Here is a 21,360-nt window from a genome sequence, read left to right as displayed (position 1 = left end):
CCGTCAAAGCGGAATATTGTCATGCTTCTTCCACGGATTCTCGAGGCTCTTGCCGCGTAGCTTCCGCAAGCCGAGCGCGATCCGTCGCCGGGTCGAGTGCGGCTGGATCACCTCGTCGATGAAGCCCTTGCTCGCCGCGACAAAGGGGTTTGCGAAGCGGGCCTCATATTCCGCGGTGCGTTCGGCGATCTCCTCGGGCGTCTTCCCGCGGAAGATGATCTCCACCGCGCCCTTCGCGCCCATCACCGCGATCTCGGCGGTCGGCCAGGCATAGTTCAAGTCGCCGCGCAGATGCTTCGACGCCATCACGTCATAGGCGCCGCCATAGGCCTTGCGCGTGATGACGGTGATCTTCGGCACGGTCGCCTCGGCATAGGCGAACAGCAGCTTGGCGCCGTGCTTGATGATGCCGTTATGCTCCTGCGCGGTGCCGGGCAGGAAGCCGGGAACGTCGACGAAGGTCAGAATCGGAATCTCGAACGCATCGCAGAAGCGGACGAAGCGGGCCGCCTTCTTCGACGAATTGATATCGAGCACGCCCGCCAGCACCATCGGCTGGTTGGCGACGATGCCGACGGTCTTGCCTTCGATCCGGCCGAAGCCGGTGATGATGTTCGCCGCATGCGCCGGCTGCGTTTCGAAGAAGTCGCCTTCGTCGACCACCTTCCGGATCAGCTCGTGCATGTCATAGGGCTGGTTGGCACTGGCCGGCACCAGCGTGTCGAGGCTCGGCTCCAGCCGGTCCCAGGCGTCGGCGGTCGGGCGTTCCGGCACCGCCTCACGGTTCGACAGCGGCAGGAAGTCGATGAAGTCGCGCGCGGCGAGCAGCGCCTCGATGTCGTTTTCGAACGCATTGTCGGCAACTGAGGTCTTGGTGGTGTGCGTCACCGCGCCGCCCAAAGCCTCCTGCGTCACCACCTCGTTGGTCACCGTCTTCACCACGTCGGGCCCGGTGACGAACATGTACGACGAGTCCTTCACCATGAAGATGAAGTCGGTCATCGCGGGCGAATAGACCGCGCCGCCCGCGCACGGGCCCATGATGAGACTGAGCTGCGGCACCACGCCGGAGGCGAGCACGTTGCGCTGGAACACCTCGGCATAGCCGCCCAGGCTCGCCACGCCCTCCTGGATGCGCGCGCCGCCCGAATCGTTCAGGCCGATGACGGGTGCGCCGACCTTCATCGCGGTGTCCATCACCTTGCAGATCTTCTGCGCGTGACGTTCGGACAGCGATCCGCCGAAGACGGTGAAATCCTGGCTGAAGACATAGACCAGCCGGCCGTTGATCGTGCCCGATCCGGTGACGACGCCGTCGCCGGGGATCACCTGATCCGCCATGCCGAAATCGACACAATTATGCTCGACGTACATGTCGATCTCTTCGAACGAGCCTTCGTCGAGCAGGATGTCGAGCCGTTCGCGCGCGGTCAGCTTGCCCTTGGCGTGCTGCGCGGCAACGCGCTTTTCGCCGCCTCCGGCCCGGGCGGCGGCGCGACGGCGTTCGAGTTCGTTCAGCGTGGAAGACATGGGCAAACTCCTGCGCGGCTGTTTCTGCCGGTCTAGGCGCTGCTTTCAACTGTGGGTTTGCAAAATTGCAATTTGCACGTTTGCAAACTAGGTCCGTTCGATGACCGCCGAGCCGCCCCGTCCCCGTCTGTTCGCCGGCGATCGGGTGCGCACGCTGCGCGCGCGGCTGTCGCTCAGCCAGACGGCGCTCAGCCAGCGCCTCGGCATTTCGACCAGTTACCTGTCGCAGATTGAAAGCGGCGACCGGCCGATCACCGGCGGCGTCCTGGCGGCGCTGGCGCGCACCTTTCCGCTCGACTGGGTCGACGTCGCGCCGGAGGAGGAATCGGCGGCGCTGGTCGCGGCGCTGGCGGCCGGGACCGACCCGTCCGTACCCGCCGCACAGCTCGACGAGGATGCGGTGCGCCGCGGCGTGCGCCAGCAGCCCCTGCTCGCACGACGGATGGCGGCGCTGCATGCCGCGCTCCAGCGCACGCAGGAGCAGCTGCGCGTGCTCGATGACCGCGTCGATGCCGGCGGCAACCAGCCCGTGCCGCTGCCGTGGGAAGAGGTGCGCGACTGGTTTCAGGGCAGCGGCAATTACATCGACGCGCTCGATCGCTTCGCCGAAAGCCTCGCCGCCGATCTGTCCGGCGCGCGCGCCTATGCCGAACGACTCGAGCGCGCCCACGGCATCCGGCTGATCGACGATGGCGACGCCCTGCGCAGCTACGATCCCGCCGCCGCGACGCTGCGCATCGACGCCGCGCAACCGATCGAAACGCGCGCCTTCCAGATGGCGCACCAGCTGATCCGGCTCGAGGCGGCGAATCTGATCGAGCGGATCGTCGCCGACGCTCCGTTGCAGTCGGAGGCGGCGCGCGAGCTGCTGCGCGTCGGCCTCGCCAATTACGGCGCAGGCGCGCTGATGATGCCCTATGCCGCCTTCCGCAGCGCCGCGCGGCAGCAGCGCCATGACGTCGATGCACTGCGTCAGCGCTTCGGCGTCAGCTTCGAACAGGTGTGCCACCGCCTCTCGACGCTGCGCCGCCCCGGCGCACCCGGCATCCCCTTCTTCTTCTGCCGGATCGACATGGCGGGCAACATCACCAAGCGGCATTCGGCGACGCGGCTGCAATTCGCGCAATATGGCGGCGCCTGCCCGCTGTGGGTCGCGCACGAGGCGGTGGCGATCAGCGACCGTATCCTCGTCCAGGTCGCCGAAATGCCCGACGGCGTGCGCTACGTCTCGATGGCGAAGGGGCTGGTGAAGGCCACCGCGAGCTACCGCCGCTCCCCCCGCCGCTATGCCGTGGTGCTCGGCTGCGAGGTCGAGCATGCCGCCGCCTTCGTCTATGCCGATGGGCTCGACGTCGCCGGTGCGGACAGCGCGACGCGGATCGGTCCCTCCTGCCGCATCTGCCCCCGCCGCGACTGCGACCAGCGCGCCTTCCCGCCGGTGGGCCGCGACCTGCTTATCGACCCAGACCGCCGCGGGATCGTACCCTATCGCTTCGATTGAGTGCGCGCAGAGGCGCGGAGGACGCAAAGACGCCCCACGTGCGGCAGCGCCCTTTTCCGCTGGGGCTCATTGTAAGGAGTGACCGACGCCGCCCGGCGCAACCTCTCTGCGCCCTCCGCGCCTCTGCGCGAAAAATCTGCCTCGCCGCGAGGCATGTCCCCCGGTCGCACGCGCCGTTATGCTCCCGCCCATGACGATACGAATCGGGATCGGCGGCTGGACCTACGAGCCGTGGCGCGGGACCTTCTATCCCGAGAAATGGCCGCAGAAGCGCGAGCTGGAATATGCCGCATCGCAGATGACCGCGATCGAGATCAACGGCACCTATTATTCCAGCTTCAAGCCCGCGAGCTTCGCAAACTGGGCCGCCGCGGTGCCCGACGGCTTCATTTTCACGCTGAAGGCGTCGCGCTACTGCACCAACCGCAAGGTGCTGGCCGACGCCGGCGAATCGATCGAACGCTTCGTCGGACAGGGTATCACGGAGCTGGGCGACAAGCTCGGCCCGATCCTGTGGCAGTTCATGGCGACGAAGAAGTTCGACGCCGACGATATGGGTGCCTTCCTCAACCTCTTGCCGGCCAAGCACGACGGCATCCCCCTCCGCCACGCCATCCAGGTCCGCCACGACAGCTTCGCCGACCCCGCCTTCATCGCCATGGCGCGCGCGGCAAACGTCGCGATCGTCTATGCCGATTCGGCCGACTATCCCGCCATCGCCGACGTCACCGCCGACTTCGTCTACGCGCGCCTTGAGAATGCCGTGGAAGCGGAGCCGGCAGGCTACACCGACGCCGCGCTCGACCGCTGGGCGAAAGCGGCTCGCGACTGGCAGGCCGGCGGCCGGCCCGAGGGCCTGCCCTACGTCACCCCCGACACGCCCGCCAAGGCCCAGCGCGACACCTTCGTCTTCTTCATCAACGGCGCGAAGGTGCGCGCACCGCATGGGGCCAAAGCGCTGATCGAGCGGGTGCGGGGGTAGGCGAAGTGTAAGCGTGGCCTGAGGGCCGCCTTGCTCGTTTGGCCGTAGCCGGGATGCTTATCGTCTTTGACGAGGGCGCGGGCGGTGCGGGAAGTTTTCGGTTCTGAGACTGGTCGTACGAGCGCTCGTACGACTGGTCGTGTGGAGGTGGTCGGCCGGGTATCGGGCCGACGGAGCTGGTCGGACGCGGAGAAGCTGGAGATCCTGGCCGAGGCGTTCCGGCCGGGCGTGCGGGTCCGTGATGTCATCGCCCGGCGCGAGGTGTCGAGCAGCCTGATCTATACGTGGCGCAAGCAGGCGCGGCTGGGCAAGCTGGGCGGGGTCGCGCCTGCGCTGCCGGCATTCGCCGAGGTGCGCGTGGCCGATGTCGCCGCACCTGCGCCGCAGCCGGCGACATCCACGTCTGGCCTCATCTGCATCGAATTTCCGGGTGGCGTCCGAGTGAGCGTGGACGGGTCGGTGGACGCCGGCGCGCTGGCGCGAGTGTTGTCGGTGCTGCGTTGAGCCCCACGCCGTTGCCGACGCGGGTGTTCCTGGCGTGTGGCGTCACCGACATGCGCAAAGGGTTCGATGGCCTGGCGGTACTGGTGCAGCAGGTGCTGGCCCAGAACCCGCACTCGGGCGCGTTGTTCGCGTTCCGGGGCAAGCGGGGTCATCTGGTCAAGCTGCTGTGGTTCGATGGGCAAGGCCTGTGCCTGTTCTCCAAGCGGCTCGACCGGGGTCGGTTCGTCTGGCCGGTGACCGCGACGGGCACGGTGACGCTGACGCCGGCACAATTGTCGATGCTGCTGGAGGGCATCGACTGGCGTCGCCCAGAGCGGACGTTCACGCCGACGCTGGCGGGGTGAAAACGGCGGTTTTGCGACGCTTTTTCTCGCCCGTCGATGCGTGATCTGTTATGAAATGCGGGTGCTGGAAGCGCCTGTTTCCCCTGCTGATGCCACCGCGCGGATCGCCGCGCTGGAGGCATCGCTCGCCCGGGCGAATGCCGCGCTCGCCGCCCGCGATCTGCTCATCGACACGTTGCGCGGGCAGATCGCCCGACTGCGGCGGATGCAGTTCGGTGCCTCCTCCGAGAAGTTGGGCCGCGAGATCGAACAGCTCGAGCTGGCGCTGGAAGAGCTGGAAACGGAGCGGGATGTTTCCGAAGTCGAGACTGCGGCGCCTGGAGTAGCGCCGCGCCTGGCACCGGTCCGCAGTCTGCCGGAGCATCTGCCGCGCGAGGAGGTCGTCCACGAGCCGGCGTCCGGTATCTGCACCTGCCCGGACTGCGGTGGTGCGCTGCGCCGGCTGGGCGTGGACGCGCACGAGATGCTCGACATCGTGCCGGTGCGCTGGCGGGTCGTGCGCGACGTCCGCCCCAAATACAGCTGCCGGTCTTGCGAGAAGATCGTCCAGGCACCCGCGCCGGTCAGCGCTGTGGCGCGGGGCAAGGCGACCTTCGCGACGCTGGCGCACGTCGTCGTCTCCAAGTTCGACCACCATCTGCCGTTGTACCGCCAGGCCGAGATGATGGCCGCGCAGGGGCTCGAGATCGACCGCTCGACGCTCGCGGGCTGGGCCGGGCAAGCTGCAGCACTGCTCGACCCGGTGGTCAGCCGTATCCGTGACGAGGTGCTCAAGACCGACAAGATCCACGCCGACGACACGCCGGTGTCGGTGCTCGACCCCGGCCGTGGCAAGACCGCGACCGGGCGGCTGTGGGTGTACGCCGCCGACGACCAGGCGTCCGGCAGCACGACACCGCCCGCAACATGGTATCGCTTCACGCCCGACCGCACCGCGGCGCACCCGCAGGCGCATCTCGCCGGCTTTCGCGGCTTTCTCCAGGCCGATGCCTATGCGGGCTATGACGCCCTGTACCGCGGTGGCGTCACAGAGGTGGCATGCTGGGCACACTTCCGGCGCAAGGTGTTCGACCTGCACGAGCGCCTCTCCACGCCGCTGACCACCGATATCCTGGAGCGCATCGGCGCGCTCTATGCCGTCGAGGCGGAGGTGCGTGGTCAGCCGCCGGATGTACGCCGTCGAGCGCGACAGGAACGAAGCCAGTCGCTGGTCGACGCCTTGCGCGAGGTGCTCGACGCTGCCCTTCGCCGCCTGTCGCCCAAGTCCGACATGGCCAAAGCCATCGCCTATGGCACCAAACGCTGGCCAGCGCTGTGCCGCTTCCTGGGTGACGGGCGTCTGGAGATCGACAACAACATCGCGGAGCGGGCCCTGCGCGGCGTCGCCGTGGGAAGGCGCAACTGGCTGTTCGCGGGTTCGCGCGCAGGCGGCGAGCGAGCCGCCGCCATCTACACCGTCATCCAGACCTGCAAGGCCAACGGCGTCGACCCGCAGGCCTATATCGCCGATGTCATCGCCAGGGTCGCCGGCGACTGGCCCGCCACCCGCTGGGACGAGCTGATGCCGTGGAACTGGGTGCCCCAGACAGATCAGCCAACAGCCCAAGCCGCATAAACTGCGGTCCTCACGCCACGCTTACGGCGAAGTCAACGGCACGCCCAGTAGTGAACGTTCAGGACCGTGCTATTCAGACCCGATGATCGATAAGGCGGACATCAGCGCTCGCATCGCAGCAGTCTGCTACACTCTCGTGATAGCGGCGATGGTGTCGTTCACACTTGCGTGGGGAGGCTTGGGCGAACCGTGGCGCTTTGATGAGTTGCTGGTCTTCATGGGGATCGCGCTATCCCCAATCCCTGTCTGCGTTCTATGCTTCCGTCGACGTGGTTAGCTCGGCCGTTTTACGCCCAATTGCGGACATGCAGTCAGGCCGTGATAGGCATCCACACGAGTTCGTCAGTGACTGGCTCATAGCGAGCAATCGCAGAGCCCACTTCGTTTTCAGGCGTCAGGCGCACTTCCTTTGACGTAACTCGCCCCATCCTCGTCATAAATTCCGCCAACTGCTTCGCTTCATCGGGTCCAACGACATCGCGAAGATCGAGATCAAACTCAATTTCCTCCTCACTGAAGAAGTGGCAGTTCAGGCGCTGTCGACCGAGTGCGTAAGATGCGCAGACAGAATGAGCACGGCCTAGCAGGAAGGCCGTGGTCACTACTGACGGGACCGTGCTCAACTCTCCGTCGATGGTGAATGCTAGGCATCTCGGCTCGACGATGAGCGCCGTCCAAACGCTCGCCCAATCGTCAATCGATGTTCCACATATGTAGATGTCACGAAGAGACCCATCAGCTTCGAAATGCGGGGCGATCTTCGACCAATCCATAAGTGCAGTTAGCAGCGTGCCATCCGCCGCGGCAATGTCCGCTTCCCCCCCAATCGCGGACAGAGCAGGTTAAACTTTAGGTCGCCTACTCTCCTGCTCTGAGCGCACCGCCCTCGCCAACTCACCCCCCCGCCAGCTTCGCCTTCAAGTCCTTCAGCGCGCCGAAAGGCCCAGCCTCTTCCTCGCTGATGACACCCGCGGCCTTCAGCGCGTCGGCGGCGTCGGGGCTGCGGGGGAAGGGGTCGAGCGACAGCGCGAGCGTTTCGGCGGCGACTTCGCCGAGGTCGATTCCGCCGCCCTCGATCTCCACTGTGTCGAGCGCGCCGGCGTCGAGTTCCACCTCGTCCTGGCCGTCAAGCCGTTCGACGAACAGCAAGGCGACGGGTTCGTCGATCGTCGCCGCCAGCGGCACGCCCGTGACAGAACATGCCTGCGTCACCGCGGCCGTCACCCGCCCGCGCACGGCGATGCCGGCGGCTTCGCGGCGCAGCGTCAGCTCCGCCTCCAATCGGTCGACCGCGATCAGATCGAAGCGCCGTGCCACGGCGGCGCGTTCGGCCTCGTCAGCGATGATGTGGACGGCACGATCGCCCGCGCCGATCGCGTCGAGGCGTTCGGGACGGCTGAATTCGGGGGTCATGGCAGGTCTCCGGCGGTCAGGCGGTCGAGCGGCGTCGCGTCGAGCGCCGTACGGAAGGCGGTCAGGTGCTGCGCCACATGCGCCACGGCCTCCGGCGCAGGGGCCTCGCCGCGGTACAGATTGCGGACCAGCGCCGGCGTCAGGTCGCCCGCCGCCAGCCCGTCGCGATAGGCGCCGAGGCGGCCGCCAAGCATACTCATCATCTTGCCGACATGCTTGCCGACGACCAGGTCGCCCATGCCCATCTGCCGGAGCTGCCCGTCCATGTCGTCGACGAAGCGTTCGGTCAGGTGCGCCGACAGCGTCGCCGCAGCCGGCTCCGCCTCCAGCCGCAACAGCACCATCGTCAGCACCGCGGCGATCATGTCGAACCGGCCATCGACCGTGTCGGGCACCGCTCCGGCCAGATACCAATGCTCCGCCCGCCCGCGCGTCACCACCGCATTGTACAGCGGCAGCGCCTGATCCTGTCGCTCGCCGAACAATCGTCCCCACCAACCCACTGTGCGCCCATCCTCCCTGCCACGCCCCGCGGCACTGCCGCTTGAAGCCTTGTCGTTCCTCGCATATCGAGGCGATCGGCGGGCGATGCAATCGATCCTGCGCGCGCCATGGGCGGGAAAGCCGCCGCTGGAGATTGTGATGAGCGTATCCGTTGCCCGTTTCGGCGCCCGCGCCCGTGCCCGCGTGGGTCTGATCGCGGGAGTGGCCTGTGTCCTGGGTGCCGGCGCCTGCACGCCGCTGCGGTCGCACCAGGGCTATATCATCGACGCCGATCTGGTGAATTCGGTGCAGCCGGGCGTCGATAACCGCGCATCGGTGGCGCAGGTGCTCGGCCGGCCGACGATCGCGAGCCAGTTCGGGGCACAGGACTGGTATTACGTCTCGCGCGACAGCCGGAACCTCAACTTCCAGAAGCCCAAGGCGAAGGACCAGATCGCGCTGAAGATCACCTTCGATCCCAACGGCACCGTCAAGTCGGTGACGCGCACCGGTATCGATCAGATCGCCAATGTCGATCCGTACGGCAAGACGACGCCGACGCTAGGCAAGAAGCGCGGCTTCTTCGAGGATCTGTTCGGCAACATCGGCACGGTCGGTGCCGCGGGTGCCGGTGGCCCCGGCGGCAGCAACACCGGCGGCGGTCGCAACACGCCGTAAGGGACAAGCTCCGCGAGCGTCGATTCGGCGCCCCCGTTACATCACCCCAGCGCAAGCCGATTATTCCTATCGGGGCGTTGGCCGCGCCGCCTGCTACGCATCGGCGCGGCCGTGCCGTGCTTGGACCGGCACTGATCCCAAAAGGGGTTAAGGGATCAGTGGCGGCTAACGCGTCATGCGGGCTTTGGTTCGTTCGCGCCGCACGATTTTCGTCAGCGCACCGTGAACAGGATCTGGTCGACGATCCGGCCGCCGCCATCGACCAGCCGCAGCCGGTGCAGCCCCGGCCCCGGCATCACGGGTTCGCCGTGATCCGCCGGCCCCAGATCGCGCGAATCGAGCTGGATGCGATGCGCGGCAGCACTGCCGCTGACCCCGATCACCAGCCGCTGGCGATCCGCCGGAATATCGGGATCGAGTGCGTAGACGCTGCCCGCCACCGGATTGGTGAAGCGCGGGCGATGTGCCTCGGCCGGCGCGGCGGCGACCTGCGTCTGCGCGGTGCCGCTCACGAAAAACTCCTGCCGCGCCTGTTCGAGCGTGTCGGTGAAGGCGACGCGGCTCGCGACGACATCGGCGGGCTTCGGTGGCGCGCGGCCGGGCAGGCGGGCATGCAAGGCCAGCATTACGTCGCGCCATACCGGCGCCGCGCCGCTAGTGCCCGACACCGCGCGCATCGGGTCGCCCTCCGCATTGCCGACCCAGACGCCGACAGTGAAGCGGTCCGAATAGCCGATGCACCAATTGTCGCGCATCGCCTTGGACGTGCCGGTCTTCACCGCCGCCCAGAACGGAAGGCGCAGTGCCGAATCGAGGCCGAAGGTCGCGGCGCGCGCATTGGGATCGGATATCATGTCGCCGACGATCCACGCCGCCGCGGGTGACACGATCGCGCGCGGCGCCACCCGCGGCTGGTCCAGCGTCAGCCGCAACGGGCTCCACCGCCCGCCTTGCGCCAGCGTGCGATAAGCGTCGGCCTGCTCCAGCAACGTCACCTCCGCCGACCCTAGCGCGAGCGAGAAGCCGTAATAAGCGCCGTCTTCCACCAATCCGCGATAGCCGAGGTCCCACAGGCGATCGCGGAACGGCTCGACGCCGACGAGCAGCAGCGTCCGCACCGCCGGCACGTTGAGCGACCCCGCCAGCGCGATCCGCGCCGACACCGGTCCCTTGAATCCACGGTCGTAATTCTGCGGCACGTACAGGCCCGACGCGGTGTCGAGCTGCACCGGCGAATCGTCGAGGATCGAGGCAGGGGTGAGGTAACGCCGCTCGATTCCCAACGCATACAGGAACGGCTTCAGCGTCGATCCCGCCTGGCGATAGGCGTTGGCGTTATCCACCGCCGGTGCGGTCGACGCGCCGCCGATCCCGCCAACATAGGCGAGCACGTCGCCGCTCGCATTGTCGACCACCACCACCGCGCCGTCGCGCGCGCGCGTGCCGCCGAGGCCAAGCAATTGCCGCCGCAGCGCCGCCGCCGCCATCCGCTGCACTCCGGCGTCGAGCGTCGTGGTGATGCGCAGCCCCGGCTTCGTCAGCAGCCGGTCCGACAGATGCGGCGCCAAGCCCGGATCGAGCGCCAGGCTGCGCGCCGGGCCCAGCATTGCCGCAACCTGCGGCGCGAACCGCGCGCATGCCGTATCGCCCGACAGCGCACACGCCCGCCGCGCGATCGTCGCCGCATCGGCGCGCGGATCGGGCAGCAGCGCGGCGAGCAGCAGCGCATCGTCGCGGGTCAGGCTGGCCGGCGTCTTGCCGAACAGCCCCAGCGCCGCCGCGCCGATCCCCTGCGCCTCACCGCGATAGCCGGCGAGGTTCAGATAGGCTTCGAGGATCTGGTCCTTGCTCCACCGCGCCTCCAGCGCACGGCCCGCGCGGATCTGGCGCACCTTGTCGAGCCACCCGCGCGCGCCCGGCCGCGCCAGCGTCGGCGAGAGGAATCCCGCCAGCTGCATCGAAAGCGTCGACGCCCCGCGTGCCCGCTGCCGCTCGATCCGCGCGCGCGTCGCCCCGGCCAGCGCCACCCAGTCGACACCGCCATGATCGAAGAAGCGATGATCCTCCGCCCGCACGATCGCGGCGCGGGCATCGGGCGCGATCGCGGACAGCGGCGTCCAGGCGAGTCGCCGCACTGCGAAATCGACCCGCGCACTGTCGATCAGCGCGCCGTGCCGATCGTACAGCCACGCCTCCGACGGTCGCCACCGCGCGCGAACGGTGGCGTAATCGGGGAGGGGCGGTGGCCGGGTAGTATAGTCGAGGCCGCCGCCGAGGACTGCGACGACGCCGACCAGTGCGAGGGCGCGCCGGGGGGTGAAGCGGAACGCCACGTCAGCCGGTCCGACCAGCAGCCCCGCCGCTCTGCCACCCTGCTCGCCCCACCCACTCCGTCACCCCGGACTGGTGCCGGAGTCCACCGTGGGGCTGGGGGGACGGCCTGCGCGTCCAGCCTTCCCCCTCGCCGCGGAGTGAACCCCGGACCAAGTCCGGGGTGACGGGGGATGTGAGGCGACCGCAGCGCCGCCATCCAGGGCGTCCTGATCCGGCGCTGCATCGCCGCGCCCTCCTCGCAATGACGGCTCCCCTCACCGCTGCCCCACCACCACCGGCTGGTTCGGCACCTGCGCCCGCACGCTCGGCGAATACATCGCCTCCACCCGCGTCGGCGGCAGGCTGAACCGGCCCGCGCCGTTCAGCCGCAGCGCATAGCTCACCGTGAAGCGACCGCGCGGCACCCAGGCGAAGAAGCCGCGCCAGCTGTCGTTGCCGCGCTCGATGTACGACGGTTGCACGCCATCGCTGTCGCCGCCCTCCCCCAGCATCTGCGACTGGTTGGCGAGGTCACCGATGATCGTCGCGCCCGCGGGGATCGGATCGTCGACCACCACCCAGTTGCGCTCGGCGCTGGCATCGACGGTGATCGTCACGCGCAGCACGTCGCCGCGGGTCAGCTGCCCGGCTTTGCGCGCCTGCACCACCTGCACCGTCCGCGTCGCGCGGTATCCGGCGAAGACCGGGCTGGTCAGCGGCACCGCGGCGCGGACCAGCACCGTCGCCCATGGCCCCGCCCCGCCGCTCTGGCGCAGGACCAGCGGCGTCTGCGCGGGCGGCAGCGGCAGGCTGACGGTGCGCGCGTCGGCGGCGAGCGGCCAGCTGCGCGACGCGCTCGCCGCACCCAGCTGCAGCGTCGTCGTGCCCGCGATCGCCTGTGCCGGATACAGCCCCGCGAACTTGCGCACCGCCACCGCACCCCAGGCATTGGCGGTCGTCGTATCCCAATGGCCGCGCGACTGGCGCAGGCTGACGCCGACCATCATCTTCGCCGCCTCATCCTGCCAGCCCGGTCGCCCCAGCGTGACGAGCAACGCCTTGATCGCCGCCTCATCGCCCGACGTCATCAGCCACCAAGGCGCCGACGATGCATCCGACAAATCGAGCCGCGTGCCCTCATAGACCAGCCGGCTGCGCAGCACGCCTTCCGCCTGCGCTTTCAGCGCCGCCGCATTGGCGGCGGGCACCCGGTCGAGCGCGGCGATATAATCGGCGAGCAGCGAGGTCGGCATGTCCTGTGCCGGCAGGCCGATCTGCCCCAGCATTGCGGGCGTGGCTTCCCCGGCCCGCGCGAGCGCTGCGAACGCCACCAGCTTCTGCTGGCGCGGATCGCCATAGGTCTCATGCCGGACGCGGCCGTCGAGCACCGCCTTCAGCCCCTCCACCATCCGCCCGCGCGAAGCCGGCGGCAGCGGCAGCCCCGCCTCGCTGGTCAGCGACAGCACATAGGCGGTCAGCGCCTCCGACCCGTCGAGCGATTCGCGCGGCCAGTAGCGCAGCAGGCCGTCGGATGCCTGATAGGTCGGGATCGCCCCCGCCAGCGCGCTCCACCGCGCCGCATCGCCGAGCGCGACGATCCGGCTCAATTGCTGTTCGAAGCAATTGTACGGATAGCGCGTCATGTAATCGCGCACGCCCGCCAGCGGCGGCGCGAGCGTGTCGGTCAGTTGCACGTCGACCGATCCGCGCCCAGGCAGCGCCCCCGCCGGTGCCGCGATCGGCAGGCTGGTAGCGTCGCTGACCCGGGTCAGCGCTGCCGCCCAGGTTTCGACCGGCACCGCCGCCACCACCTGCTGGCTGACGGACAGCCGGTCGCTTGCCTTGCCGTCCTTCGACGTGGCCGTGACCTGCCAGCGCAGCGTCCCGCTCGCCTGCGGCGCGGTCAGGTTCCACGCGACCGGCACCGCGCGTCCGGCGGGGATCGTCACTGTCAGCGGCCGCCCTTGCGCGATCCGCGGGAACACCTCCACCTTGGCAGTGACGGTCATCGGGTGATCGCTGCCGTTGCGCAGCGTAAAGCCCGCCGCATACCAGTCGCCGCTGCGCACCAGCGGCGGCAGGCCAGCATAGACCGACAGGTCCTGCGCGGTGCGGATCGCCGTCGATCCGGTGCCGAACAGGCCGTTGCCGTCGGTGGCGATCGCGACCAGCTTGAACGACGACAGCGCATCGGACAGCGGCACGCGCAGCGTCGCCCGCCCGCTGGCGTCGAGCGGCACCTGCCCCTGCCACAGCAGCACCGGCTTGAAATTCTCGCGGTTGATCGCCGCCGCGGCATCGCCGCCGCCACCGCCCGCTTCCACCGCCTTGCGCCCGTAATGCCGCTTGCCGACGACCTGCATCTGCGCGGTCGAGGTGAGCACCGACAGCGGCCGCTCGCCCATCATCGCCGTCAGCACGTCCCAGCTGTCGTTGGGGGCGAGCTGCAACAGCGCCTCGTCCACCGCGACGAAGGCGACATCCGCGCTGGTCGCCGGGGAGCCATCAGGCCGCTTCACCTGCACTGCGACCGCCGCCGTGCCGCGCGGCGCGAACCGTTCGTGATCGGCTTTCACCGTCACGCCCAACGTATGCGTCTCCCACCCCACCTTCACCTTGGCGATACCGAGCCGGAAGGCGGGCTTGGCGAGGTCGACCAAAGCGGTCGGTTCGGGCGCGGGTTCGCTCTTCACCAACCCCAGCGACTGGCCGATGCCGCGCAGCCAGCTGGTCCAGCCGCTTTCCACCCGCCCGCGCACCGCGAGCACGGAGACGAAGACGTCGGGTGCATACGATCCCGGCATCGGCACCTCGACCACCGGATCGGTGCCGCTGAGGTCGGTGACGAAGCTCGACAGCACGCCCTCGCGCTCCACCGTCACCAGCGCGGTCGCGGCGCGGAACGGCATGCGCACCTGGAATCGCGCCGTCTCGCCCGCCTTGTAGGCAGTGCGTTCGGGGATCACGTCCATCCGGTCGCCATTGTCGCCGCCGAACCACCAGGCGTCGTCGCCGACCAGCCACACCGATTGCACCGCCCGCGCGACATTGCCGTCCGCATCGGTCGTCGTCGCCACTGCATAGACCTCGCCCGACACGCCGGGATCGATCGTGCAGCTGGCCAGCCCCTGCGCATCGGTGGTGGCGCTGCAGGCCGCCGCCAGCTTCGTCGTGCGCATCTGGTTGTCATAGGCGTAGAAGCCGCCGATCAACCGCCGGCGCGCGGTGAGAATCTGGCGGCTGTACAGCGCGACCGAGACCGTCTGCCCCTTGATCGGCTTGCCGCGCGCATCGAGCGCGACGAACTTCAGCCGCAGGTCGTCCTGTTTCATCAGCCAGCCGTCGGTCTTGATGCCCAGCTGCACCGCGGACGGCAGGATCGGGATGACGCGGCTGGCGGTCAGCACCTCGCCATTGGCGTCCTGATAATCCATCTCGACGCGCATGTCGGCGAGTCCGTCGAGCGCGGGCACGTCGACGTTGATATGGCCCGTACCGTCGCCGCTGAGGGTCGCCGGCAGCGTCTGCGTCGGGGGCAGCGGCGTCTCGCGATCGTCGCCGTCGCCGTTCATCGCGCGCGTACCTTCCTCCACCTTGGCACCGCCGAAGGTGTACGCCTCATAGCCTTCCGGGTTGGCGCTATGCGCGAACCAGCCGACGCGCACGTCGACGGGCAGGTTGCTCGCGCCGCCGCCGGACAGGTAGCCGACATACAAATCGAGCGGCAGCGACTTGGGCCGCACCGCCGGCGCCTTCGGCCCGGTCACGCTCGCCCGCATCGTCGGCAATTTGTATTCGTCGACCTTGAACGACTGCGATGTGTAGGTGACGTCGTCGCCCCGCACGCCATCACGCACGATACGCAGGTCATAGTCGCCCATCGGCGCGCCCTGCGGCACGGTCCAGCTCGTCTCGCCCACCCCGCGCGCATCGATATTGAGCGGCAGGTCGAACTGCGTGTCCGATCCCCGATGCGCGAGGCGCAATGTGCCGCTGAATCCCGGCGGGATCGCAAAGCCGCTGCCGTCCGGCCGGCGGACGATATGCTTCATGTGGATCGTCTCGCCCTGGCGCACCAGCGCGCGGTCGAAGACCGTATGGAACGTCTCGGACGGCGCCGAATAGCCATAGGGCAGTTCGAAATCGTACGGCCGGATGCCCTCGCCCCACGTCGTCAGCGCAAAGCTGAAATCGTCGCCGCTGCGTGCAGACACCATCAACGGATGCGCGGTCGAGGTATCGGAACAGCTGCCGTACGTCTCCGGCTCGGGCAGCCCCTTGGGCACCATCAGACCGCCGCTGCGATCGGTGACGCCGCGCGCCAGCACGCGGCCGGTGCAGCTGTCGCTCACCTGCACGCTGGCATTGGCGACCGGCTTACCGCTGTCGAGCGCCGTCACCCAGGCAAGGCTGCGCTCGCGGCCCCATTTGAAATGCACCGCCATGTTGGTGACGAGCGCCGCGGTCGCGACATAGCGCGGCGCGTTGCGCCCCAGCAGCGACCGCCCGAGCCGCGGGCTGGCCAGCTCGACCACGTAGAACCCCGGCTTGCCCAGCGGAATCCCGACGACCTCGAACGCCCGCCCCTTGCCCGGCAGGCCCAGCGTCAGCCCCGCGCCCTGATCGCCCAGGATCGACCGGTCGCCGGTGTGGTTGATGCGCGCGACGACCGCGTCACCGCGCTTCACGTCCTCGATACGAGTTTCGCTCGCCGCGGCGACGGTGCGCAGCCATTCGGCGACCGCCGCATCCGAATCGCCCACCTTCAGCGTCCGCCCGCCGATCGCCAGGCTCTTGCCCTGCAACGCCGGTTCGACGTTGCGCACGGTGACGGGCAGCACGCCGCCTTGCGCCGATTCGAGAATGCCGAAGTCGGCCGCGAACTTCACCAGCGGCGGTGCTTCGTCGAACTTCACCTCCAGCGGGAAGCGTTCGGCGTTGCTCAAGGCTCGTCCGCTCTCGTCCTTGATCCCGGCGGGCAGCGTCAGCTTCGCGGTCGCATCGGCGGGCAGCGGCGCCTTGAAGGTGACGTCACTGATCGTCGCCTTCTTTTTGTCGTCGTCATCGAAGGTCGGCGCGATCGACTTGCCGTCCGCAAAGGTCAGCCGGATCGCCGCGGCCTGGCTCATCGGCACCGGCGCCGTGAAGCGGACGTACGCCGGCTGCACCGGGCTGCACCCGGCCTGCGGATTGGTGCGGCTGCATTCGAAGCGCGCGGCGAACGGCTTCCTCACGGTAAAATCGAACCGCTGGTCCGTGCCGTCGAGCTTGCCCGACGCCGAGGCAATCCCCTTGCCCCACACCAGCGCCATGTCGCGCCCCGGCGGCAGCGCGCGGCGGCATTTCAGCGCGGTGATCCCCGCATAGGCGGCCTGTCGCTCCGCGGGCGTGGCCGGCACCGCCTCGGGCAGCCCGGCAGTCTCCAGGAAGCTGCGCACCGACCAGCTGCGCGTGCCCATCTCGCCTAGCAGCTTCGCGGGCAGGCCGGCATCGAGCACGTCGACCGGAATCTTCTCGCCCAGCCCGTCGACCGCGCAATAGGCGTTAGCCGCGACCGAAACGCGCGTCGGCGCGACCGGCGCGGCGACCAGGAACACCTGATCCTCTTCGATCTCGTCCCCCGACGGCAGCACCGCGAGCGCGCGCGGCCCGCCCGCCTCGACCGTATAATTCGCCCGCCCGGAGAAGCTGTAGCCCGATACACTCTTCAGCCCCTCGACCGCATCGAAGCTGCATTTGGCATCGCCAGTGAGCGGCGCGGCGAAATCGAACACCCAGGTCTGCGGATCGACCCAGCGGCCGGTGCCGGCGCAACCCGTCTTGAACGGGGCCTTCGCCCGCGGGTCGCCCAACGGCACCATCGCCTGGTTGAAGCGGATCGTATAGCGTTCGATCGCGCCGCCGCCGGTCGCACCGGCGCCGCCCGTGCCGGGCTGGGCGAGCACCACCTGCGGGCTGTCGTCGCCAAACGCCGCGACGGGCGCCAGAGCCAGTGCCAGCACCGCCAACCGTACCGCCGCATTCCGCCGCATGCCCGCGCCCCCCTTTATTGCGTCATGTCTAGGCGGTTCGCGAGGCCGAATCCAGCGGGCCGAAGCTGCCTGCCCCACGCGAATATGCAGGCCATTATTGATCCGATTCGCGCAAAAACCTCGAAGCCGGCGGCACGACCGGCCCGTTATCTCGGGCCAATTCATATCGATGCCAGAAGCGACTTGCCGAACTTTAGTCCGTAATGGAGGTTTGCAACCGGGCGGACCGGGGGGTGGCGCGTGGATTGGATCACCGCGATTTTTGATGCCGCGGCGCGCGAAACCATGTTGTTCGCCGCGGCCGGCCTGTTGATCGGCGGGCTGGACGATCTGATCGTCGACCTGTGTTTCCTGGTGCGACGCGGAATGGGACGCGGCGCCATTCCCGCGCATCTCGATCGACTGCCGCCGCCGACCGACAGCGGATGCCTCGCGATCTTCGTGGCCGCCTGGGACGAACAGGCGGTGATCGGCCAGATGCTCGCCACCGCCGTCGCGCGCATCGATCATCCCGATTACCGGCTCTACGTCGGCGTCTATCCCAACGATCCTGGCACGATCGCGGCGGCGCGAGCGGTGGCGGCGACCGACCCGCGCATCCGCGTGATCGTCGGCCCCCGCGACGGCCCGACCACCAAGGCCGATTGCCTCAACAGCCTGTGGCGCGCGCTCGTCGCCGACGCCGCGGACGGCCCGATCAAGGCGGTGGTGCTGCACGATGCCGAGGATGTCGTCCACGCCGCCGAACTCACCGTGTTCGACACGCTGATCGAAGGATGCGCCGTAGTGCAGCTGCCCGTGCTGCCGCTGGTCCGTCGCGGATCTTTGGTATCCGGCCATTATGCCGACGAATTCGCCTATGCGCATATCGTCCAGCAGCCGGTGCGCGCGATGCTGGGCGCCGCAATGCCGCTCGCCGGTACGGGCTGTGCGATCGCGACCGACATGCTCGCGGCCATCGCCGCGGATCGGGGCGGCGCACCGTTCGACGACACCAGCCTGACCGAAGATTACGAGCTCGGCCTCCACATCGCCGAACGCGGTGGCCGCAGCCGCTTCGCCCGCGTGCGCGATCCCCGTGACGACAGCCTGATCGCGGTGCGCGCCTATTTCCCCGACAGCGTGCCCGCCGCGACGCGGCAGAAGGCGCGATGGATGACCGGGATCGCGCTCGCCGGATGGGATCGCACCGGCTGGGGACGGCCGCAGGCGCTGGCCGATCACTGGATGCGCTTTCGTGACCGGCGCGCGCCCGTGTCGGTGCTGGTGCTCGCAATCGCTTATGCCGCGATCCTCCTGTGGCCGCTGTCGGTCGGCCTGCACTGGCTGACCGGAACCGCGGTGGCGGATGACCGGCTCGCCGACTGGCTGCTGACCGCGACGACACTGCTGCTCGTCTGGCGGCTGGGCATGCGGGTCGGCTGCACTGCGCACGACCATGGCTGGCGCCAGGCGGGATGGTCGCTGCCGCGATTCTTCGTCGGCAACATCATCGCGCTGATCGCCGCGCCACGCGCGATCCGGCGCTACCTCACGCTGCTGCGTGGCGGCCCGCTGATCTGGGACAAGACCGCGCACGCCTTTCCGGAGTCAGGCACGCCGCTGGCATGACCGGCGGCCGCCCCTTGCGCTTTCTCGCGATCGTGCTCGGCGGCTGGATCGGCATGCGAACCCTGGCCCTGTTCCAGACAGGTGACCTGCCGCTGGCGCCACTCGCCGGTCCGGTCGAGCATATCGTCGCCGCGCTCGGGATCGGACCGGCGGAGGCGGCCGCGCGCTCCTCGCTTCCAACAAGCGGAGCCACACCGGTCCCACGACCGAACCGCACGCCGATCGCGGCGCCGCCACCACCGTCGCGCATCCCGACCGCCGCCGCCCGGACGGACGGCGACAGTCCCGCATCCGCCACGACGACGCCGACGCCGACGCCGCGCCAAACGCCGCCCCCGCCCCTGCTCCCGCTCGCAACGCCCGCGGCGATCACCCCGCGGGGACCATCGCGTCTTGCCGGCAGCGTCTGGGGCATCACCCGCAGCGGCGGGATCGGACAGGCCAGCGGCGGCCAGCTCGGCGGATCGCAGGCGGGGATTCGCGTCACCTATGCGCTGGGCGCATCGCGCCGCATCGCGCTCGCGGCGCGGCTCTCGACCCCGCTTGCCGGCCGTGGTGCTGAAGCGGCGCTGGGCCTCGACTGGCAGCCGACCCGATTGCCGATCCACCTGCTCGCCGAACGCCGCATCGCGATTGACGGCGGCCGCGGCGGCACGATGCTCGGTCTCGTCGGCGGCTATGGCCCCGCGCCCGTCGCCGGGCCGGTGACGGTCGAGGGCTATGGCCAGGCGGGACTGATCGCGCGCGACGGCACCGAAGGCTTCGTCGATGGCGCGCTCCGCCTCGCGCATCCCGTCGCGCACCGGGGCAAGGCGCGCCTCGACGTCGGAATCGGTGCGTGGGGCGGGGCGCAGCGCGGCGCTGCGCGACTCGACATCGGCCCGTCGCTCGGCCTCGTCGTGCCGGTCGCCAACCACAGCCTCCGCCTGACCGCCGACTGGCGCCAGCGCATCGCCGGCAACGCCCGACCCGATTCGGGTCCCGCCCTCTCGATCGGCACCAACTTCTGACGGCGAGCCCCGAACGCCCCCCTTCCCGGCACCCCGCCCTCGAGCTGGAGTCCCGCTTCTCCATCGGTCAATTCAGAGCGGGACCCCGCTGAGTTCACAAACGAAGTGCAACACCTGAGACAGGTGCTGCCATGTCGACCTACCGCCAGCTCACGCTTGAGGAACGCTGTTCGATTGCCCGGCTTCGTGAAGCCGGGCAATCGATCCGGCAGATCGCTGCAGCTCTGGATCGCGAGCCGTCGACCGTCTCGCGCGAGTTGAAGCGCAATGGTGCGAAGGTCGGCTACCGGCCCGCTTACGCACAGGCGCAGGCTGCCGCACGCCGCTGGCATGGCAGTCGCCTGGAGCGCGAGGACGCGTTGCGCGAAGCCATCCTCGACCGCCTGGCCGCCGGCTGGTCGCCCGAGCAGGTTTCAGGCCGGCTGCGCCGCGAGGTCGGGCAACCGGTCATCAGCCATGAGACGATCTATCGCTTCGTTCACGCCCAGCTCAAACGCACCAACGACCGGCGCTGGCGCCACTATTTGCCACGCGCCAAGTACAAGCGCGGCTGGCGGACCAAAGGGGGCTGGCCGCGCTCGACCGGCCGGTCGATCCACGAGCGACCCGGCCAGGTCGCCTCCCACTGCGAGGCCGGGCACTGGGAAGCCGACGCCATGCTCTTCTCCAGACCCGGCCACGCCGTGATCGTCGCACACGAACGTACCTCACGCCTCACCATCGCGGTGCGCCAGGACAGCCTCAAGGCCGACGCCGTCGCCAGGGCGCTCGTCACCATGCTGCACTCCGTCCCGCCTGCACTTCGCAGGTCCCTCACCTTCGACAACGGCACCGAGTTCGCACGCCATCGACGCATCGCCCAGCAGCTCGCGCTGGACACTTGGTTCTGCGATCCTCGATCGCACTGGCAGAAAGGCGGCGTGGAAAATGCCATCGGTCGCCTAAGGCGCGACCTACCGCGCAAAACCGATGCCGGAGACTTGTCCCAACGCAGACTCGACGACATCCTCGCCAAACACAACCATACACCCCGAAAATGCCTCTGCTTCCAAACACCCGCCGAGGCTTTCATCCCGTTGCACTTCGTTTGTGAATCCACACCCGGATCAAGTCCGGGGTGACGGAATAAGACTGGTCGCCATCCAGCTGGTCAGACACTCCTCCCCCGCAAGGGGGAGGTGGCGCCACCGAAAGGCGGTGACGGAGGGGGCGGCAAGGACCGTTGCCGGTAACAGAGCGCCACCTCCACCTCCCCCTCCGTCATGTCTGCGGCATGCCACCTCTCTTGGTGGGGGAAGGAATGCGCTACCACGCCGCGCGTCCACCGGCCCGCCGACCCGTTCG

Annotated in this window: 15 protein-coding genes; 9 read left to right on the top strand and 6 right to left on the bottom strand. The window is 68.9% G+C overall.

The features are described 5' to 3' along the window. Positions 1–3 precede the first annotated feature (3 nt). The gene (locus A7E77_RS07830) at positions 4–1,530 is read right to left on the bottom strand and encodes an acyl-CoA carboxylase subunit beta (RefSeq protein WP_053111669.1); all 1,527 of its coding nucleotides are present in this window, start codon (positions 1,528–1,530) and stop codon (positions 4–6) included. Positions 1,531–1,630: 100 nt separating this feature from the next. Between A7E77_RS07830 and A7E77_RS07825 the strand changes: the two genes are divergently transcribed. The 5 genes from A7E77_RS07825 (at position 1,631) to tnpC (ending at position 6,476) form a co-directional block, all read left to right on the top strand. Next, the gene (locus A7E77_RS07825; RefSeq protein ID WP_053111670.1) at positions 1,631–3,031 is read left to right on the top strand and encodes a helix-turn-helix domain-containing protein; all 1,401 of its coding nucleotides are present in this window, start codon (positions 1,631–1,633) and stop codon (positions 3,029–3,031) included. A gap of 178 nt (positions 3,032–3,209) precedes the next feature. Next, a complete protein-coding gene (locus tag A7E77_RS07820) occupies positions 3,210–4,013 on the top strand; it encodes a DUF72 domain-containing protein (protein ID WP_053111671.1) in 804 nt (267 codons plus the stop codon). A gap of 141 nt (positions 4,014–4,154) precedes the next feature. Beyond that, positions 4,155–4,517: an IS66-like element accessory protein TnpA gene (gene tnpA, locus A7E77_RS07815; RefSeq protein ID WP_007407193.1), complete on the top strand. Its 363-nt coding sequence runs from the start codon at positions 4,155–4,157 to the stop codon at positions 4,515–4,517. 50 nt (positions 4,518–4,567) lie between these two features. Further along, entirely contained in the window at positions 4,568–4,861 is a 294-nt protein-coding gene (gene tnpB, locus A7E77_RS07810) for an IS66 family insertion sequence element accessory protein TnpB (protein WP_119184635.1), read from the top strand. Between the two features lie 55 nt (positions 4,862–4,916). Continuing rightward, positions 4,917–6,476: an IS66 family transposase gene (gene tnpC, locus A7E77_RS07805; protein WP_063687080.1), complete on the top strand. Its 1,560-nt coding sequence runs from the start codon at positions 4,917–4,919 to the stop codon at positions 6,474–6,476. A gap of 311 nt (positions 6,477–6,787) precedes the next feature. Here tnpC and A7E77_RS07795 read toward each other — a convergent pair whose 3' ends face one another. From A7E77_RS07795 to A7E77_RS07785, 3 genes are all read right to left on the bottom strand, one after another. Further along, a complete protein-coding gene (locus tag A7E77_RS07795; protein ID WP_053111673.1) occupies positions 6,788–7,249 on the bottom strand; it encodes a hypothetical protein in 462 nt (153 codons plus the stop codon). A 121-nt stretch (positions 7,250–7,370) separates the two neighbouring features. After that, positions 7,371–7,889, bottom strand: coding sequence for a YceD family protein (locus tag A7E77_RS07790; protein ID WP_053111674.1), 519 nt, complete (start codon positions 7,887–7,889; stop codon positions 7,371–7,373). Beyond that, complete coding sequence (locus tag A7E77_RS07785; protein ID WP_226341879.1) at positions 7,886–8,392, bottom strand: ubiquinol-cytochrome C chaperone family protein; 507 nt, start codon at positions 8,390–8,392, stop codon at positions 7,886–7,888. The genes A7E77_RS07790 and A7E77_RS07785 overlap by 4 nt, the downstream gene beginning before the upstream one ends. An 85-nt stretch (positions 8,393–8,477) precedes the next feature. Here A7E77_RS07785 and A7E77_RS07780 point away from each other — a divergent pair, with 85 nt between their 5' ends. Further along, positions 8,478–9,050, top strand: coding sequence for an outer membrane protein assembly factor BamE (locus A7E77_RS07780; RefSeq protein ID WP_053111676.1), 573 nt, complete (start codon positions 8,478–8,480; stop codon positions 9,048–9,050). 212 nt (positions 9,051–9,262) lie between these two features. Here A7E77_RS07780 and pbpC read toward each other — a convergent pair whose 3' ends face one another. Together pbpC and A7E77_RS07770 are read right to left on the bottom strand one after the other, a co-directional pair. Further along, complete coding sequence (gene pbpC, locus A7E77_RS07775; protein ID WP_053111677.1) at positions 9,263–11,383, bottom strand: penicillin-binding protein 1C; 2,121 nt, start codon at positions 11,381–11,383, stop codon at positions 9,263–9,265. A gap of 255 nt (positions 11,384–11,638) precedes the next feature. Further along, entirely contained in the window at positions 11,639–17,395 is a 5,757-nt protein-coding gene (locus A7E77_RS07770; protein ID WP_226341878.1) for an alpha-2-macroglobulin family protein, read from the bottom strand. A gap of 240 nt (positions 17,396–17,635) precedes the next feature. On the opposite strand from A7E77_RS07770, the gene A7E77_RS07765 reads away from it, so the two are divergent. The 3 genes from A7E77_RS07765 to A7E77_RS07755 all read left to right on the top strand — a co-directional run bounded on the left by A7E77_RS07765 (position 17,636) and on the right by A7E77_RS07755 (position 21,137). Then, on the top strand, positions 17,636–19,006 hold the full coding sequence (locus A7E77_RS07765; protein ID WP_078462248.1) for a glycosyl transferase family protein: 1,371 nt from the start codon (positions 17,636–17,638) through the stop codon (positions 19,004–19,006). Then, positions 19,003–20,016: a hypothetical protein gene (locus tag A7E77_RS07760; RefSeq protein WP_063687076.1), complete on the top strand. Its 1,014-nt coding sequence runs from the start codon at positions 19,003–19,005 to the stop codon at positions 20,014–20,016. The genes A7E77_RS07765 and A7E77_RS07760 overlap by 4 nt, the downstream gene beginning before the upstream one ends. A 131-nt stretch (positions 20,017–20,147) precedes the next feature. Continuing rightward, positions 20,148–21,137, top strand: coding sequence for an IS30 family transposase (locus A7E77_RS07755; RefSeq protein WP_063687074.1), 990 nt, complete (start codon positions 20,148–20,150; stop codon positions 21,135–21,137). Positions 21,138–21,360 lie beyond the last annotated feature (223 nt).

The organism is Sphingomonas sp. NIC1, from assembly GCF_001638925.1.
GTDB classification, from domain to species: Bacteria; Pseudomonadota; Alphaproteobacteria; order Sphingomonadales; family Sphingomonadaceae; genus Sphingomonas; species Sphingomonas aquatilis.
The sequence above is the reverse complement of the archived record's forward strand: the minus strand, read 5'-3'. Positions and strand labels throughout refer to the sequence as shown.

What these genes read in the sequence shown, in the direction of transcription:
- A7E77_RS07830 (WP_053111669.1), bottom strand. Translation starts at nt 1,530, where the DNA reads ATGTCTTCCACGCTGAACGAACTCGAACGCCGTCGCGCCGCCGCCCGG.
- A7E77_RS07825 (WP_053111670.1), top strand. Translation starts at nt 1,631, where the DNA reads ATGACCGCCGAGCCGCCCCGTCCCCGTCTGTTCGCCGGCGATCGGGTG.
- A7E77_RS07820 (WP_053111671.1), top strand. Translation starts at nt 3,210, where the DNA reads ATGCTCCCGCCCATGACGATACGAATCGGGATCGGCGGCTGGACCTAC.
- tnpB (WP_119184635.1), top strand. Translation starts at nt 4,568, where the DNA reads ATGCGCAAAGGGTTCGATGGCCTGGCGGTACTGGTGCAGCAGGTGCTG.
- tnpC (WP_063687080.1), top strand. Translation starts at nt 4,917, where the DNA reads ATGCGGGTGCTGGAAGCGCCTGTTTCCCCTGCTGATGCCACCGCGCGG.
- A7E77_RS07795 (WP_053111673.1), bottom strand. Translation starts at nt 7,249, where the DNA reads ATGGATTGGTCGAAGATCGCCCCGCATTTCGAAGCTGATGGGTCTCTT.
- A7E77_RS07790 (WP_053111674.1), bottom strand. Translation starts at nt 7,889, where the DNA reads ATGACCCCCGAATTCAGCCGTCCCGAACGCCTCGACGCGATCGGCGCG.
- A7E77_RS07780 (WP_053111676.1), top strand. Translation starts at nt 8,478, where the DNA reads ATGCAATCGATCCTGCGCGCGCCATGGGCGGGAAAGCCGCCGCTGGAG.
- A7E77_RS07770 (WP_226341878.1), bottom strand. Translation starts at nt 17,395, where the DNA reads ATGCGGCGGAATGCGGCGGTACGGTTGGCGGTGCTGGCACTGGCTCTG.
- A7E77_RS07760 (WP_063687076.1), top strand. Translation starts at nt 19,003, where the DNA reads ATGACCGGCGGCCGCCCCTTGCGCTTTCTCGCGATCGTGCTCGGCGGC.
- A7E77_RS07755 (WP_063687074.1), top strand. Translation starts at nt 20,148, where the DNA reads ATGTCGACCTACCGCCAGCTCACGCTTGAGGAACGCTGTTCGATTGCC.